This window comes from Kribbella sp. NPDC048837, from assembly GCF_055586945.1.
On the sequence record NZ_JBVJHF010000002.1, the window covers coordinates 223,733 to 237,648 of the forward strand.

A 13,916-nucleotide genomic window follows, 5' to 3' on the forward strand; every position below is an offset into this window, starting at 1 on the left:
TTAGCATGCGCAGCGGATAGTTCGTCGAACCGGGGAAAGGCACGCTGACATGGCCGAGACAGCCGACGTCGTGGGGACCGTCAAGCAGGGGTACGCGTTCGAGGGGGCGGCGATCGAGCTCGGCGCGCTGCTGGTCGACGGCGAGCCGCAACCGGAGGCCGCGGTCCGGATCCCGCTCTCGATGGTCAACCGGCACGGCCTGGTCGCCGGCGCGACCGGTACCGGCAAGACGAAGACGCTGCAGCTGATGGCCGAGCAGCTGTCCGCGGCCGGTGTCTCGGTGTTCGCCGCCGACATCAAGGGCGACCTGTCCGGCATCTCCCAGCCGGGCGAGGGGAACGACAAGCTGCTGTCCCGGACCAAGTCGATCGGCCAGGACTGGACCGCGTCCGGCTTCCCGACCGAGTTCTACGCGCTCGGCGGGCAGGGCACCGGGATCCCGGTCCGGGCCACGATCACGTCGTTCGGGCCGGTGCTGCTGTCGAAGGTGCTGGGGCTGAACGACGTCCAGGAGTCGTCGCTCGGGCTGATCTTCCACTACGCCGACAAGGCCGGGCTGATGCTGCTCGACCTCAAGGACCTGCGGGCGGTCATCCAGCACCTCACGTCCGACGAGGGCAAGGACGACCTGAAGGAGCTCGGCGGGCTGTCCGCGGCGACCGCCGGGGTGATCCTGCGGTCGCTGATCGGGTTCGCCGACCAGGGTGCGGAGGCGTTCTTCGGCGAGCCGGAGTTCGACACCGCGGACCTGATGCAGCAGCGCGACGGCAAGGGCGTCGTGTCGCTGCTCGAGCTGCCGAACCTGCAGGACCGGCCGGCCCTGTTCTCCACCTTCCTGATGTGGCTGCTGGCCGACCTGTTCCACGACCTGCCCGAGGTCGGCGACGTCGACAAGCCGAAGCTGGTGTTCTTCTTCGACGAGGCGCACCTGCTGTTCGACGACGCGTCGAAGGCGTTCCTGGACTCGATCGCGCAGACCGTCCGGCTGATCCGGTCGAAGGGTGTCGGCGTCTTCTTCGTCACCCAGACGCCGAAGGACGTGCCGGACGACGTGCTGGCGCAGCTCGGTTCGCGGGTGCAGCACCAGTTGCGGGCGCACACGCCGAACGACGCGAAGGCGCTGAAGGCGACGGTGTCGACGTTCCCCAGCTCGTCGTACGACCTGGGCGAGGTGCTCACCCAGCTCGGGATCGGCGAGGCGATCGTCACGGTGATGAACGAGAGGGGCGCGCCGACGCCGGTTGCGTGGACCCGGTTGCGGGCGCCGCAGTCGCTGATGGCGCCGGCCTCGGCGGAGCAGCTGACCGCGTCGGTGCAGGCGTCGCCGAACAACGCGAAGTACACCGCGGTGATCGACCGGGAGTCGGCGTACGAGAAGCTCGCGGCCGCCGTGCAGGCCGGCGCCGAGCAGGCGGAGGCCGAGCGCCGGGCGCAGGAGCAGGCCAAGCAGCAGCAGGAGGCTCCCCGGCCGCGCGCGCAGAAGCAGGAGAAGTCCGTGGTCGAGCAGGTGATCGGCTCGTCCGCGTTCAAGCAGTTCGCCCGCACCGCAGGCCGGGAGATCGTCCGGGGCCTGTTCGGCGCGGCCCGCCGTCACAAGTGAATCCCTGTGCAGACAGGGATCCGGTCGTTTGATCGTTGATCAAACGACTGAATCATCAACCATCGGCCATCGTTCTCAACTCGTCATCCACCGCGCGCCGTCGCGGATTGGGACGAGACGCTCACTCGTCGTACCGTGGGAGGGATGGTTGCGCAGAGTAGGCGAGCGATTGGTTCCTGGGCGCTCTGGACCCTGACGGTCCCGGCGTTCGCCGTCGTGGTGCTCGTCGACCTGGCCGCGATCGGGTACGCCGTGCAGGCGTTCTCCGCGCTGCCGAGCTGGCGCGGGATCGACGTGGTGTTCGCGCTGACCGTGTCGGCGCTGATCGCGGTCGAGGGTGCCCGCCGGGTGGAGAACCGGCGGCGCCGGGGCGGAGCGCTGCACAAGGACCTGGCCCCGGCCTGGATGATCGCGGCCGCCCTGGTGCTGCATCCGGCGCTGGCGATCCTGGTCGCCGTCCTGCTCCGGATCTGGTGGCGGATCCGGGCCGGCAGATGCATCCCGTACCGCTGGGCCTTCTCGACCGCGGTGTACGTGCTCGCCGTCGGCGCCGCGCACGCGGTCTTCGCCTCGGCCCGTGACCTGACCGGCGGCAGCGACCTGGGGCTGGTCGTCTCGATGCTGGCCGGCGCGCTGGCGTACGTCGTCACCGACACGGTCCTGTGTGGGCTGGCGATCTCGCTGATCATCCCCGGCAGCAGCTGGCGGGAGGCGATCGGCGGGCTCGACGATCTCTGCACCGACGCGACCGCCGCCACCCTCGGCTGCCTGCTCGCGGCGGCCTGCCTGATCAACCCGTGGTTCGCGTTCGTGGCGATCCCGATCACGCTGACCGCGCAGCGGGCCCTGCTGCTCGGCCAGTTGGAGTCCGAGGCGCAGACGGATCCGAAGACCAGCCTGACCCGGGTCGACTGGTGGCGGCGCCGGACCGAGGAGATGCTGCGCACCGCGCGGAACCAGCGCGAACCGATGGCGGTCTTGCTGATCGACATCGATCACTTCAAGCAGGTCAACGACCGCCACGGGCACCTGGTCGGCGACGAGGCGCTCCGCGCGGTCGCGACGATCCTGCGCAGTGCGATCCGGGCGAAGGACGTGATCGGCCGGTTCGGTGGCGAGGAGTTCGTGATCGCGCTGCCGGAGACCGGGATCGACGAGGCGACGGTCACCGCCGACCGGCTCCGCAACGCGGTCGCCGCCAGCCCGCTCGCGGCGATGTGCGCCGGCGTCCTGGACGAGCCCGGCCTCGGCCCCGACACGTTCCGGCTGACCGTCTCGATCGGCGTGGCCGTCTACCCGGCCGACGGCAGCACCGTCGACGACCTGCTGCTCCGCGCCGACCGGGCGATGTACGCCGCCAAGTCCGCCGGCCGCAACCGCGTCCGCCTGGCCGCCGACATCCTGCCCCTCCCGCGCCTGACGATCCGCCCGATCACCCCGGAATCGCCCACCCGCGGACCAGTGGATCGCACCGCCGATCAGCCCGTCACCAGCGGCGCGGCAGCTCCGACCGAGCGCAACTGACCGATCTTCGGCATCCGAAGAACCAATCACCCCCGTTCGGCGTCCTCTGTGTGAGGACGGTAGGACGGAGAGCAGATGGCGGCTTCGGGAAGTCGTGACGACGACTTCACGGCGTTCGTGCTGGCCAGGTCCGCGCGGTTGGTGCACTTCGCGCGGATGCTCTGCGGCGACGCCGGCCTGGCGGAGGACCTGGTGCAGACCGCGCTGGAGAAGGCGTACCTGCGGTGGGACCGGATCGAGATGGCCGACCCGTTCGGCTACGTCCGGCAGGCCGTGGTCAACCAGCACCTGTCCTGGGTACGACGCCGGCCGTGGCGTGAGCGGCCCAGCGGCGACCCGGTCGAGCTGGACCTGTACGTCGGCCTGTCCGGCCCGGACCGCTCCGGCGCGAACCCCGGGCGGTTCGTCGCCGATCCGTCCGGTGCGGTCGAACGCCGGCTGGCAGTCGGCGCGGCCCTGTCGGCGCTGAGCCGGCGCGAGCGTGCGGTCGTCGTACTGCGGTATGTCGAGGACCTCACCGAGCAGCAGGCGGCGGCGGTCCTCGGGGTGGCGGTCGGCACGGTGAAGAGCACGAACGCGCGGGCGCTGGCGAAGCTGCGGGTCGCTCCGGAGTTGAGCGGCAGTTACGTAGGAGACCGAGGATGAACGACAAGGGCAGTACGACGACCGAGGACGACCTCCGGTCCGCCCTGGCGCCGGACGGCAGCATCGCGCCGCTCGACCCGGCACGCGTGATCGCGGGCGCCCGACGCCGGCGCGTGGTCCGCGGCCTCGCCACCGCCGCGATCGCGGCCATCACGGTCGGCGGGGTCGCGACCGGTGGAATCCTGGCCGGCGGCCAACTGCTCGGCCGGGCTTCTGATCCGGCGGATCCCGGACCGACGACGCTGGTGTCGCCCAGCAGCCCCGAGACCACGCCGCCGGCAACGCCGCGCCCGTCAGCCACTCCGAAGACCTCGAACACCAATGTGCCGATCACGGTGGCGACCTGTTTGGCAGCGCTGAACGGCGAACAAGGTCCCGGCTCGACCGCGACCCGGCGGAGCCTGCTGAGCGACGAGACCGGCACCACGATCGTGATCGCGGACAGCCGGTACTGGATGGCGTGCGACAACACGTTCGGGCCGCAGGTGTCGGCTCGACGGCCCGAGCGGCTGCAGAAGCCGACCGCACAGACCACGGACGCCTTCGCGGTCGCCGGCAACGACGTCACGCTCGCGGCCGGCCGGCGTGAGCTCTACTGGGCCGGCGGGATGGTGCCCGACGGAGTGGCGACGATCCGGTACACCTTCCCCGACGGCGCGACCGTGGACGCCCGGGTCGACGGTGACTTCTGGCTGATGCGCCACGTCTCCGAGCAGGTCCCCACGAGCGGTCCGCCGACGACCAGGATCCGGGTCCGCCTGCTGTCCGCGTCCGGCGCGGTCGTGAACGACTTCCGGCTGGTCTGGGGTGTCCAGACCTGTGCCCAGATCAGCCACGGCTGCTGAGCGCAGAACCTTCCCCGTCCGCGGTGCGTCCTTGAGTCCGACAGAGTGTCAGAAAGTTGTGGAGGGCAACGATGATCGAACAGAGCCGGAAACGGCGGATGGTCGCGATCCTGGTGAGCGGACTCGCGGTCGCCGCGGTCGCCGGCGTCGCGATCGCCGGGACGGCGGTGGCGCGGAGCCGGCACTCGTCCGGCGATTCGGCGGTCGCGGGCGGCGGTCCGGCGCAGACACCTGTAACACCGACTGATTCGCCACAGGTGACACCTACACCGTCACCCACGACACTGGCCCAGCCGACGCCGCCGCCGGTCCGGAAGCCGCCGTCCGTGACGCCCACGGCCGCGCCGACGACCGGGAAGACCACCGGCACCAAGCCCGTCGTACCGAAGCCGCCGCAGCCGCAGCCGCAGCCGCCGCCGGCCGACCCGGTCGCGGCCTGCAAGTCGTGGCTGAAGGACGCGGACGCCGAGAACGCGCCGGGCTCGAGTGCGAAGGTCGTCGCGCGGCTGAACGGCGCGCCGGGCACCGTCCTGATCCTTGCCGACAGCAAGAACTGGGCCGGCTGCGACACGGCGTTCGCCCGGACCGGCGGGGGACAGGGCTCGATCCGGCAGCCGGCGCCGATCGGCACTCCACCACTGTCCGTCGGCACCTTCGCTGTTGCGAACAACCTCATCCCGGTCAACGGCCAGCAGTACGAGTACTTCTGGGCCGCGGGGCGTCTCCCCGCCGGGATCACGAAGGTCACGTACTGGTTCCCGGACGACAAGACCACCGAAGCGGTGATCAACGGGAACTACTGGGTCATGCAGCACCTGGTCGCAATTCCGTGGAAGGAGGGTGTGGCGCCGGCCGCACAGGTCGAGGTGACGCTGTCCAACGCGCGCGGTCCGGTGAAGACCTTCGAACTCAGCTGGGGCGAGGACACCTGCGCCCAGATCACCCACGGCTGCTGAAGGCGGACGTCCGCCACTCACCAAGCATCGGCCGCACGCTCATCGAGCGTGCGGCCGACGCCGGTGTGCGGGGTTGCTGAGTGCTGGAGGTTCAGCAGGCGCCGAAGGTGCCGGCCGACACCCACGCCTTGGCGACGTACATGCCGGCGTTGACGCGGAGCCAGATGTTGCTGGTGCCCTGTGAGCCGGTGACGCTCTGCCCGGTGGTCTGGCACTCGACTGTCACCTGCGCCGACTTGCCGGCCATGCCGACGACCGCCCCGGACGAGTTCGGGGCGTTCCGGATGTTCAGGTAGCCCGACGAGATCGAGACTGTGCCGCGGCCGCCGTCGCCGGTCCACAGGTAGGTCACGTCCACGAACCCGTTGTCGGACATGCCCAGCGCGTCCCAGAACGTGCCGTCCGCGAGGTCGATGCCGGCCGGGTTGGCGACGGTCCGGCCGAACTGGTCCTTCCCGCCGTTGTAGCCGTTCTGGTACGCCGCCTGCGCCTCGGGCTTGCCCTGCGGCAGGTCCTTCCACATCTCCCGGGTCGCACTCGGGTTCCAGTAGTCGTCCTTGGTGTTCCACGGGCCGACGTCCCACACCGGCTCGAAGACACACCGTGACGCCGTGCAGACCTTGACCGAGTAGGTGCCGGATCCGTTGCCGGACAGGCCTCTGCGTGACGGCAGTGCGACGAAGTGGTCGCGGCTCACGATCACGTGGCCGTTGGCCGTCGTACCGCCGACGAGGCCTTCGCGGGTGGCGAAGACGCGGGACTTCAGCGGCGCGGCCTGGACGGCCATCCGGCTCGGGTCCGCCTTGTCGGTGGACTGGACGGTCACGTCGCCGACCCACGGGCTCGCGCCGGTCGGCGGAGCGCTGACGATGATCCGCAGCTGGACCTGGTCGCTCGCGCCTGGCAGTGCGGTCGGCGTACCTGCCTTGGCCGCGGTCCATTCGGACCACTTGTCGTTGACCCAGGCTCGTACGTCGACCTCCGCCGACGAACCGTCCGGCGTACCGAGGGTGTAACCGACGACGACGGCCGAGGTCGCGGTGGTGAAACGGACCGGGGTGAGCTCGGCGAGACCGGAGCGCTGCTTGATCTCGGTCGAGCCGATCGCGGCCGCGGCGTCGCCGAGGACGATCCGGTTGCCCTCGACCTTGACGTTGCTGGATCCGGCGACCGGCCGGGCCGCGACGGCGACCGGATCGGGCGCCGCGGCGGTGCTGGGCAAGGTGGCGGTAAAGATCGCCAGCACTGCCACCAGACCGGCGGCACAGGTGACTTTTCGGGTGATACGCATGGGCGGAACCTCCGGGGCGGTGAAGGTGTGTTCACCCAATGTGACAAACAAACCGTGCGGCTGTATAGCCCGTGAATAAATTTCTTCGAAGGAGTTGGTGACAGGACAGAACCCGATCGATCACCCAGCGGGTTTGGACCGGTGTGACAGAGGCAGAGGAGAATCGATGACCCGGACCGCGGACGCCGACTTCGAGCGCTTCGTGTTGGCGCAGTCGACCCCCTTGCTCCGCTTCGCGGAGATGTTGTGCGGCGATCGGCACACCGCCGAGGACCTGGTGCAGCAAGCGTTGATGCGGTCCTACCCGAAATGGCACCGGCTGAACGGCGACCCGTTGCGGTACGTACGGCGGGTGCTGGTCAATCGGTTCCTCTCCCAGGCCCGCCGGCGCTGGAACAACGAAGTACCCAGCGACCCGGTGCAGAACGATTGGGACCAGCGAGCGGTAGCGGACTTCGCCCAGGACGTGCAGACCAGGGAGGCCGTGCTCTCGGCTCTCGCCGGCCTGACCGTGCGGGAGAGAGCCGTCGTCGCGCTGCGCTACTCGCAGGATCTCTCCGAGGCCGAGACCGCCGAGCTGCTCGGCATGGCGGCCGGGACCGTGAAGAGCACGGCTTCCCGGGCGCTGGCCAAGTTGCGTCTGGCACCCGACCTGATCGACAGCGGAGTTGGAGGAAACTGATGAGTGACGAGCGGATTCGCAGCGCGCTCGACTATGACCTGGAGCCGTGGCAGCCGGACGCCGGCGACCTGATGCGCCGCGGCAAGCGGCTGGCCTGGCTCCGTCGTGGACTGGCCGCGGCGGGCGTCACCGCCCTGGCCGGAACCGTTGCGACGGTGTCCGCCGCGGTCGGGGGACCGGCCCCGGTGAAGAACCTGCTGGCCGGCGGTGCGAAGCCACCGGTGCCGGCAGTGGTGCCGTCGGCGGCCCCGCAGGTGCCGTCGGTCGACCCGACCTGCCTGCCGGCCAAGCCGACGCTGCCCAAGGTCACGGTCAACAAGACCATCGACCCGAACAGCGTGCCGACGGACAAGCCGAGCCTGCCGAGCAAGCCGGAACTGCCCGGAAGCCTGCCCAGCAACGTGCCCGGCAAGGTGCCGACCACCCGGCCCTCGCTGCCTGGTGAGCCGTCGCTGCCGACGGCGAAGCCGACTCTGCCGGCCAAGCCGTCGCTGCCGACCGGCAAGCCGGCCTTGCCGACCACGAAGCCCACCCTGCCGATCCCGACCGGGAAGCCGGCTCTGCCGAAGCTTCCGACCACCCAGCCGTCGCTGCCCGGCAAGCCGTCGCTCCCGACGGCGAAGCCGACCCTGCCGGCCAAGCCCTCGCTGCCGACCACCAAGCCGTCGTTGCCGACGACCGTGCCGTCAGTTCCGGGCAAGCCGGTCCCGACGCCGTCGGTGCCCGACTGCGTGGACGGCGTACCGACCGCGAAGCCGTCCGCGCCGGCGCCGAAGCCGAGCCTGCCGGGTAAGCCGTCGCTGCCGACCGCCAAGCCGTCCGTGCCGAAGGCCGGCCTGCCGACGGTGACGGTGTCCGGTGGAGTCAAGGTCACCATCGACCCGGGCAAGCAGCAGTACCCGACCGCGAAGCCGTCCCTCCCGACGGCCAAGCCGACCCTCCCGACGGAGAAGCCGAGCGTCCCGGCGCCGAGCTTCCCGACCACCTTCCCCGCCGGTCCCCCCTCCTCAAGCCGGTAGGGCACCCGGTCACCGGCGAGTAGGCACCCTGCAGCCCTACTCGCCGGTGACCCCATCCGTCAGTTCCCGGACGACGTCCAGGTGGCCCGCGTGCCGCGCGTACTCCTGCAGGACGTGAAAGAGGATCCAGTTCAGCGTCGGCCGGCTCGGCGGCGAATCCCCAGCGCAGCCAGCGACGCTCCATGAAGACCAGGTGCTTCAGCAGGTCCAGCGGTGACCATGCCGATACCGATCGAGGTACTGGAGGTGGAGCTCGACGGTGTCGGCCAGCTCGCGCGGTGGCTTGGCCATCAGAGCGTCCGGAGGTACTCGGCGGTCTGGTCGTCGGCCGGGTAGAAGGACTCGATCATCAGCTCGGACACCGTGACGTCGAGCGGCGTGCCGAACGTGGCGATCATCGTCAGCAACGAGAGCTCGTGCCCGTTGTGGGTGAGCTTGAACGGTACGACGACCTCGGCCGGCCCCGGGTGCGCCGGCCGGTCGTCGGCGGCGTACTCGCGGAGTTCGTCGTACAGGTCCTGGAGGTCGGGGTCGGCGGTGGCGGCGGCCTGGCGTTGCAGGCTGGCCAGCGCGGCGGCGCGGACCTCGGCGATGTTGCTGATCCGGCGGGCCAGGCCGTCCGGGTGCAGGGTCAGCCGGAGCGCGTTGATCGGTGCCTGCAGCAACTTTTCGTCGACGCCCGTGGTGAACAGCTGGACGCCGGCGTTCGCCTCGACGATGTTCCACCAGCGGTCGACGACGAGGGCCGGGTAGGGCTCGTGGGCCTTCAGCAACCGGCGCAGGGTGGTCCGGATCGCCAGCATCGCCGGTGAGTGCAGCGACGCCTCGCTGAAGATCGGCGCGAAGCCGCCCGCCAGCAGCAGCTGGTTGCGATCCCTCAGCGGTACGTCGAGATGCTCCGCCAGCCGCAGCACCATCTCGCGACTCGGCTTGGACCGGCCGGTCTCCACGAAACTCACGTGCCGGGTGGACACCTCGACCCGGTTCGCGAGCTCGAGCTGGCTGAGCCGGCGGCGTTCCCGCCAGCCGCGCAGGAGCTCACCCACCGGGCGCTGGAACGTCTCCTCGATCGTCGCTGCCATGCCCCGACCGTAACCGCCGGCATAGACAACGCCATTACCTCTGACGTCATCGACCGGTTCCGGCGACCGGCGGCAAGGTTCTGGTCATCCGAAACTTCCGAGGAGGAAACACCATGAACGCCAACGCTCTCGCCGACCAGTACTTCGCGATGTGGAACGCGGCCGATGCCGACCGCCGGGCCGAGCTGATCGCGGGCACCTGGACCGAGGACGCCACCTTCGTCGACCCGAGCTTCGAGACCAACGGCCACGACGAGCTGAACAAGCTGGTCGGCGCCGCCCAGCAGATGTTCCCGGGGCTGTCGTTCGTCCGGATCGGCGACATCGACGAGCACCACACCTACCTGCGCTGGACCTGGCACCTGCAGGCCGACGGCCAGGAGCCGGTCGCCGGCGGCACCGACATCGTCGTACTCGGCGCCGACGGCAAGATCCAGAAGCTGATCGGCTTCCACGACTTCGCGCCGGCGCACTAATTGGGTGGCAGGGCCGCGCCGGTCGGACGGAGCATGGGTGAATGCTCGACGCCCAGCAGTGGGAGACCTTCGAACGCGACGGGATCGTGAAGGTCCCGGCCGCGTTCTCCGCCGACGATGCCGCGCGGATGCGGGAGGTGTTGTGGTCCGAACTCACCGCGCGGCACGGCATGGACCCGGACGACCGGTCGACCTGGACGAACCTGCATCCGACCGGGCTGAAGACCACCAAGCGGCACCGGGTGGCGAACGCGATCCTGAGCCCGAAGCTCAGGTCGGCGCTCGACGACCTGCTCGGCGCGTGGCTCGAGCCACCGCACCTCGGGCAGGTCCTGGTCACCATGCCGACCGGCGAGCCCTGGGTGGTGCCGCATCGGCAGTGGCACACCGACGTCGGCTTCGACCAGCCGATGGACGAGTTGCCGGCCGTGAAGATCTGGGGGCTGCTCGACGACCTCGAGCCCGGGGGCGGCGGAACCCCGCAGGTGGCCGGCTCCCATCGCGTGATCGCTCGCTATCTGACGACGACGGACGAGCGGGATTTCACGACGATCCGGGACCAGGTGCTGCGGTCCGATCCGTGGTTCCGCAGTCTGACGTCCACTGAGCGGTCGGTGGAGCCGATGGTGGAAGCAGATCTGGACGGACTGCCGGTCCGGGTCATCGAGCTCACCGGTCGCGCGGGCGACGTCTTCCTGACCCACCCGTGGATCCTGCACTCGATCGCCACCAATGCGAACGACACCCCGCGGATGATCCGCAGCCGCTTCATCTACAAGGCGTCGACCAGTCGGGCGCAGCGGACCGGATCCTCGGTGAGCCCGGCCGACAGCCCCCAGAGCCAGTAGTCGACAGTTCTCCACACGACCCAGTCCCGAGCCCGATCGCGGTCGAGCCCGGCCGCGGACACCGCGGTCTCGAAATACGGCAGGATGCTGGTCATCTCGTCCAGCCGGGTCCACAGCACCCGGCCGAGGTCGAACTCGATGTCGCCGCGGAACAGCACCGGGTCGACGGTCAGCCAGTCCTCGCGCGACCCCGCGAGTACCTGGTCGGAGTGGAAGTCGCCGTTGACCGCCAGCTCCGAGGTGGTCCCGGCCAGTCGCGGCGCGATGCCGAGCGCCTCCCGCACGATCCCGCCGTCGAACGGCCGCCCGAGCCGTTCCCACTCCGGCTCCAGCTGGGCCGACCGCTCGGTGACGATCTCCGTGGTCGACAGCACGTCATCCGGCCCCGGGACGGCCAGCCGGCGCATCAGTCGCCCGAGTACGTCGATCGCCTCGTCGACCGGCCTCGTGGTCAACGGGGTCGACAACCGCTCCAGCAACATCGCGCCGGCCTCGACGTCGGCGTCGTACAGGAGGGCCATCCCCGGCCGTCCCACCAGCGCAGTGCCCGGACCTGCTCCTCGACCTCGGTCCCGGGCGGCGACATCCGCAGGACGAACTCCTCGCCCGCTCGGACGACCGGCACGACGATCGCATTCGATCCGTGGGCCAGCTCCCCGGCGACCTCCAGCCGCCACCGCGAGCACTGCTGTTCCACGGCTTCGGTCAGTCCGCCGAGCCAGTCCGCCCCCTCGGTCCACCAGCGCGGCATCCGCAGAAACGACTCGGGGAGTTCGATCACGCGCCCAAGCTAACCAGGGGCAGATCGGCGACGCGCCCCGATAAGGCCTCCCGAGCGGCGGGATGGCGGACCATGATGTGGGAATGGGCGGAGAGGCTGAAGTGGACGGGTTGCAGTTCGACCCGCGGATGTCGCGGCAGATCGAGACGATGTACACGACGCCGGACGTGATCGAACAGCGCCGGATCGTCCGGGCGGCACTGGCGTTGCGGTCGGGGGACCGGGTCCTGGACGTCGGGGTCGGACCGGGATTGCTGGCCGCGGAGATGGCGACCGAGGTCGGGCCGAGCGGCCGGATCTGCGGGATCGACATCAGCGACAGCATGCTGGCGATCGCGGCGACGCGGGCCGGCGTGGGGCCGGGGATCGAGCTCGAGGCGGGCTCGGTCGAGCGCATCCCGCATCCGGCCGAGGCCTTCGACGTGGTCGTGTCGACCCAGGTCTTCGAGTACCTCGACGACGTGGGCGGCGCGCTCGACGAGGTCCGCCGGGTGCTCCGGCCGGCCGGTCGCGTCGTGCTGCTGGACACCGACTGGGGCTCGCTGGTGTGGCGGTCGAGTGACGATGCGCGGATGGCGCGCGTACTCACGGCGTTCGAGGACCACCTGACCGATCCGCATCTGCCCCGGACGCTGGCCGACCTACTGGTCAAGTCCGGTTTCACGCTCACCCACCACCAGGTGGTGCCGATCCTGAACACCGGGTACGACGCCCGCACGTACAGCGCGGGCCTGATCGACGTGGTCGCCGGATTCGTGCCCGGTCATGCCGGCGTCACCGCGGACGAGGCGCGGGCCTGGGCCGATGACCTGCGCGGACTCGGTGCGGGCTACTTCTTCAGCCTGAACCGCTACCTGTTCGTGGCGTCCGCGTTGTAGTTCCGAGCTCGGCGGGCGCATCCTGGGAAAGACGCGCCCGCCGGACCGGTCGTTCTCCCGCCCCTCAGTGGGAGAACTCGCGGCTCGGTGAACACCACCCATGCCCGAATGGCACTGACCGAACCGCGGGACCACCTAGAGGTACCCCATCTCCGCGGACCTCACACCCTCCGGCACGCGGCCGGCGGCGAAAACTTCACGTTCCTCAAACCTTCCACCTACCGGAAGGCCCTCGACCCGTGACCTGGACGCCGCCTACGCTGGACGGCGATTTCGCGTGCCGGGGGAGGCCGCGGACGTCAAGGGGGAGAAGGAACGATGCCGGACGTGTTCGACGACGAGTTGACCGATGCCGAGCTGGACGAGCTGGAGGCCCTCGGCGCCGCCGAGGACGCGGATCTGATCCTCGGTGCGGTCGCCGGAGAAGCAGATGCCTGAGGCAAGGATCGCCTGGCGGGGCTGCACGATGAACCGGCGGACCGTCGCGATGATCGAGGCCGCCGAGAGGCTGTACAGGTCGAAGTTCGCGATCCTGCAGGGGTCGTACAACAAGGGCGGCGTGGAAGCGTCGTCGGGCACCCACGACGGTGGCGGCGCGGTCGACATCGACGTACGGACGAAGAGCGCCGCGCAGCGGGTCGCGGTGCTGAAGGCGATGCGCGCGGTCGGGTTCGCGGCCTGGCTGCGGACGCCGGCCCAGGGCAACTGGCCGTACCACGTGCACGCGATCGCGGTCGGCGACAAGGACCTGTCCCGGGGCGCGGCCGCCCAGGTCGCGGAGTACCACCGCAAGCGCAACGGCCTGGCGAACCGCGGCAAGGACGACGGGCCGCCCGGGTTCTACGGGATGACCTGGGAGCTGTACCTGAAGGCGCACCCGCCGGCCCAGCCGGTGCCGGACTCGACGATCTCGCTGGCCGCGATGGCGTACGCGCGGACCCACGACGCGATGACCGGGGTGTGGGGCGCGGACCGGGCCCGGGTGATCGCCTGGGCCGCGCACCCGAAGGTCGGCGCGATCACCAGGGCCGAGACCGTCCCGCCGGCCGGGGTGCCGTGGCACCTGCACTTCCAGCGGGTGATCCGGAAGGTGCAGCTGCACTTCAAGCTCGAGGACACCGGCGTCTTCAACTCCGCGGTCGCCGCGGTGATGAAGCGCTACGGGTACACGATCGTCGCCTGACGACCCGCTCGCCGGGCCGCCGACGTACGACTAGGCCCCGCCGGCAGCAGCCGGTGGGGCCTGATCATCCCTATCTTCTTTTCTTCCTTCACCGGAACGACAAGGC

Annotated in this window: 16 protein-coding genes; 11 read left to right on the forward strand and 5 right to left on the reverse strand. The window is 70.2% G+C overall.

The features are described from left to right. The first annotated feature begins 49 nt into the window (after nucleotides 1-49). The 5 genes from ACZ6O0_RS09010 (at nucleotide 50) to ACZ6O0_RS09030 (ending at nucleotide 5,570) form a co-directional block, all read left to right on the forward strand. Complete coding sequence (locus ACZ6O0_RS09010; protein ID WP_465764294.1) at nucleotides 50-1,600, forward strand: helicase HerA-like domain-containing protein; 1,551 nt, start codon at nucleotides 50-52, stop codon at nucleotides 1,598-1,600. A 144-nt stretch (nucleotides 1,601-1,744) separates the two neighbouring features. Further along, nucleotides 1,745-3,124, forward strand: a complete 1,380-nt coding sequence (locus ACZ6O0_RS09015) for a GGDEF domain-containing protein (RefSeq protein ID WP_465764295.1) — start codon at nucleotides 1,745-1,747, stop codon at nucleotides 3,122-3,124. A gap of 75 nt (nucleotides 3,125-3,199) precedes the next feature. Then, complete coding sequence (locus ACZ6O0_RS09020; protein WP_465764296.1) at nucleotides 3,200-3,769, forward strand: SigE family RNA polymerase sigma factor; 570 nt, start codon at nucleotides 3,200-3,202, stop codon at nucleotides 3,767-3,769. After that, nucleotides 3,766-4,614, forward strand: a complete 849-nt coding sequence (locus ACZ6O0_RS09025; protein WP_465764297.1) for a hypothetical protein — start codon at nucleotides 3,766-3,768, stop codon at nucleotides 4,612-4,614. The genes ACZ6O0_RS09020 and ACZ6O0_RS09025 overlap by 4 nt, the downstream gene beginning before the upstream one ends. Nucleotides 4,615-4,685: 71 nt before the next feature. After that, complete coding sequence (locus tag ACZ6O0_RS09030; protein ID WP_465764298.1) at nucleotides 4,686-5,570, forward strand: hypothetical protein; 885 nt, start codon at nucleotides 4,686-4,688, stop codon at nucleotides 5,568-5,570. Nucleotides 5,571-5,661: 91 nt separating this feature from the next. On the opposite strand, the gene ACZ6O0_RS09035 is transcribed toward ACZ6O0_RS09030, so the two are convergent. Next, nucleotides 5,662-6,861, reverse strand: a complete 1,200-nt coding sequence (locus ACZ6O0_RS09035; protein WP_465764299.1) for a hypothetical protein — start codon at nucleotides 6,859-6,861, stop codon at nucleotides 5,662-5,664. Nucleotides 6,862-7,027: 166 nt separating this feature from the next. On the opposite strand from ACZ6O0_RS09035, the gene ACZ6O0_RS09040 reads away from it, so the two are divergent. Next, the gene (locus ACZ6O0_RS09040; protein WP_465764300.1) at nucleotides 7,028-7,543 is read left to right on the forward strand and encodes a SigE family RNA polymerase sigma factor; all 516 of its coding nucleotides are present in this window, start codon (nucleotides 7,028-7,030) and stop codon (nucleotides 7,541-7,543) included. After that, nucleotides 7,543-8,562: a hypothetical protein gene (locus ACZ6O0_RS09045; protein WP_465764301.1), complete on the forward strand. Its 1,020-nt coding sequence runs from the start codon at nucleotides 7,543-7,545 to the stop codon at nucleotides 8,560-8,562. Before ACZ6O0_RS09040 ends, ACZ6O0_RS09045 begins: the two co-directional genes overlap by 1 nt. Nucleotides 8,563-8,598: 36 nt before the next feature. Here the strand turns inward: ACZ6O0_RS09045 and ACZ6O0_RS09050 are convergent, their stop codons facing one another. After that, nucleotides 8,599-8,697, reverse strand: a complete 99-nt coding sequence (locus ACZ6O0_RS09050) for a mycothiol transferase (RefSeq protein ID WP_465765572.1) — start codon at nucleotides 8,695-8,697, stop codon at nucleotides 8,599-8,601. 155 nt (nucleotides 8,698-8,852) lie between these two features. After that, a complete protein-coding gene (locus ACZ6O0_RS09055) occupies nucleotides 8,853-9,644 on the reverse strand; it encodes a helix-turn-helix domain-containing protein (protein WP_465764302.1) in 792 nt (263 codons plus the stop codon). Between the two features lie 113 nt (nucleotides 9,645-9,757). On the opposite strand from ACZ6O0_RS09055, the gene ACZ6O0_RS09060 reads away from it, so the two are divergent. Both ACZ6O0_RS09060 and ACZ6O0_RS09065 read left to right on the forward strand, forming a co-directional pair. Next, on the forward strand, nucleotides 9,758-10,120 hold the full coding sequence (locus ACZ6O0_RS09060) for a nuclear transport factor 2 family protein (protein WP_465764303.1): 363 nt from the start codon (nucleotides 9,758-9,760) through the stop codon (nucleotides 10,118-10,120). Nucleotides 10,121-10,161: 41 nt separating this feature from the next. Then, nucleotides 10,162-10,968: a phytanoyl-CoA dioxygenase family protein gene (locus ACZ6O0_RS09065; protein ID WP_465764304.1), complete on the forward strand. Its 807-nt coding sequence runs from the start codon at nucleotides 10,162-10,164 to the stop codon at nucleotides 10,966-10,968. Here the strand turns inward: ACZ6O0_RS09065 and ACZ6O0_RS09070 are convergent. Together ACZ6O0_RS09070 and ACZ6O0_RS09075 are read right to left on the reverse strand one after the other, a co-directional pair. Beyond that, complete coding sequence (locus ACZ6O0_RS09070) at nucleotides 10,893-11,489, reverse strand: aminoglycoside phosphotransferase family protein (RefSeq protein ID WP_465764305.1); 597 nt, start codon at nucleotides 11,487-11,489, stop codon at nucleotides 10,893-10,895. The genes ACZ6O0_RS09065 and ACZ6O0_RS09070 overlap by 76 nt on opposite strands. After that, complete coding sequence (locus ACZ6O0_RS09075) at nucleotides 11,420-11,749, reverse strand: hypothetical protein (RefSeq protein ID WP_465764306.1); 330 nt, start codon at nucleotides 11,747-11,749, stop codon at nucleotides 11,420-11,422. The genes ACZ6O0_RS09070 and ACZ6O0_RS09075 overlap by 70 nt, the downstream gene beginning before the upstream one ends. An 83-nt stretch (nucleotides 11,750-11,832) precedes the next feature. On the opposite strand from ACZ6O0_RS09075, the gene ACZ6O0_RS09080 reads away from it, so the two are divergent. Further along, complete coding sequence (locus ACZ6O0_RS09080; protein WP_465764307.1) at nucleotides 11,833-12,627, forward strand: methyltransferase domain-containing protein; 795 nt, start codon at nucleotides 11,833-11,835, stop codon at nucleotides 12,625-12,627. Between the two features lie 430 nt (nucleotides 12,628-13,057). Beyond that, the gene (locus ACZ6O0_RS09085) at nucleotides 13,058-13,810 is read left to right on the forward strand and encodes a hypothetical protein (RefSeq protein WP_465764308.1); all 753 of its coding nucleotides are present in this window, start codon (nucleotides 13,058-13,060) and stop codon (nucleotides 13,808-13,810) included. Nucleotides 13,811-13,916 lie beyond the last annotated feature (106 nt).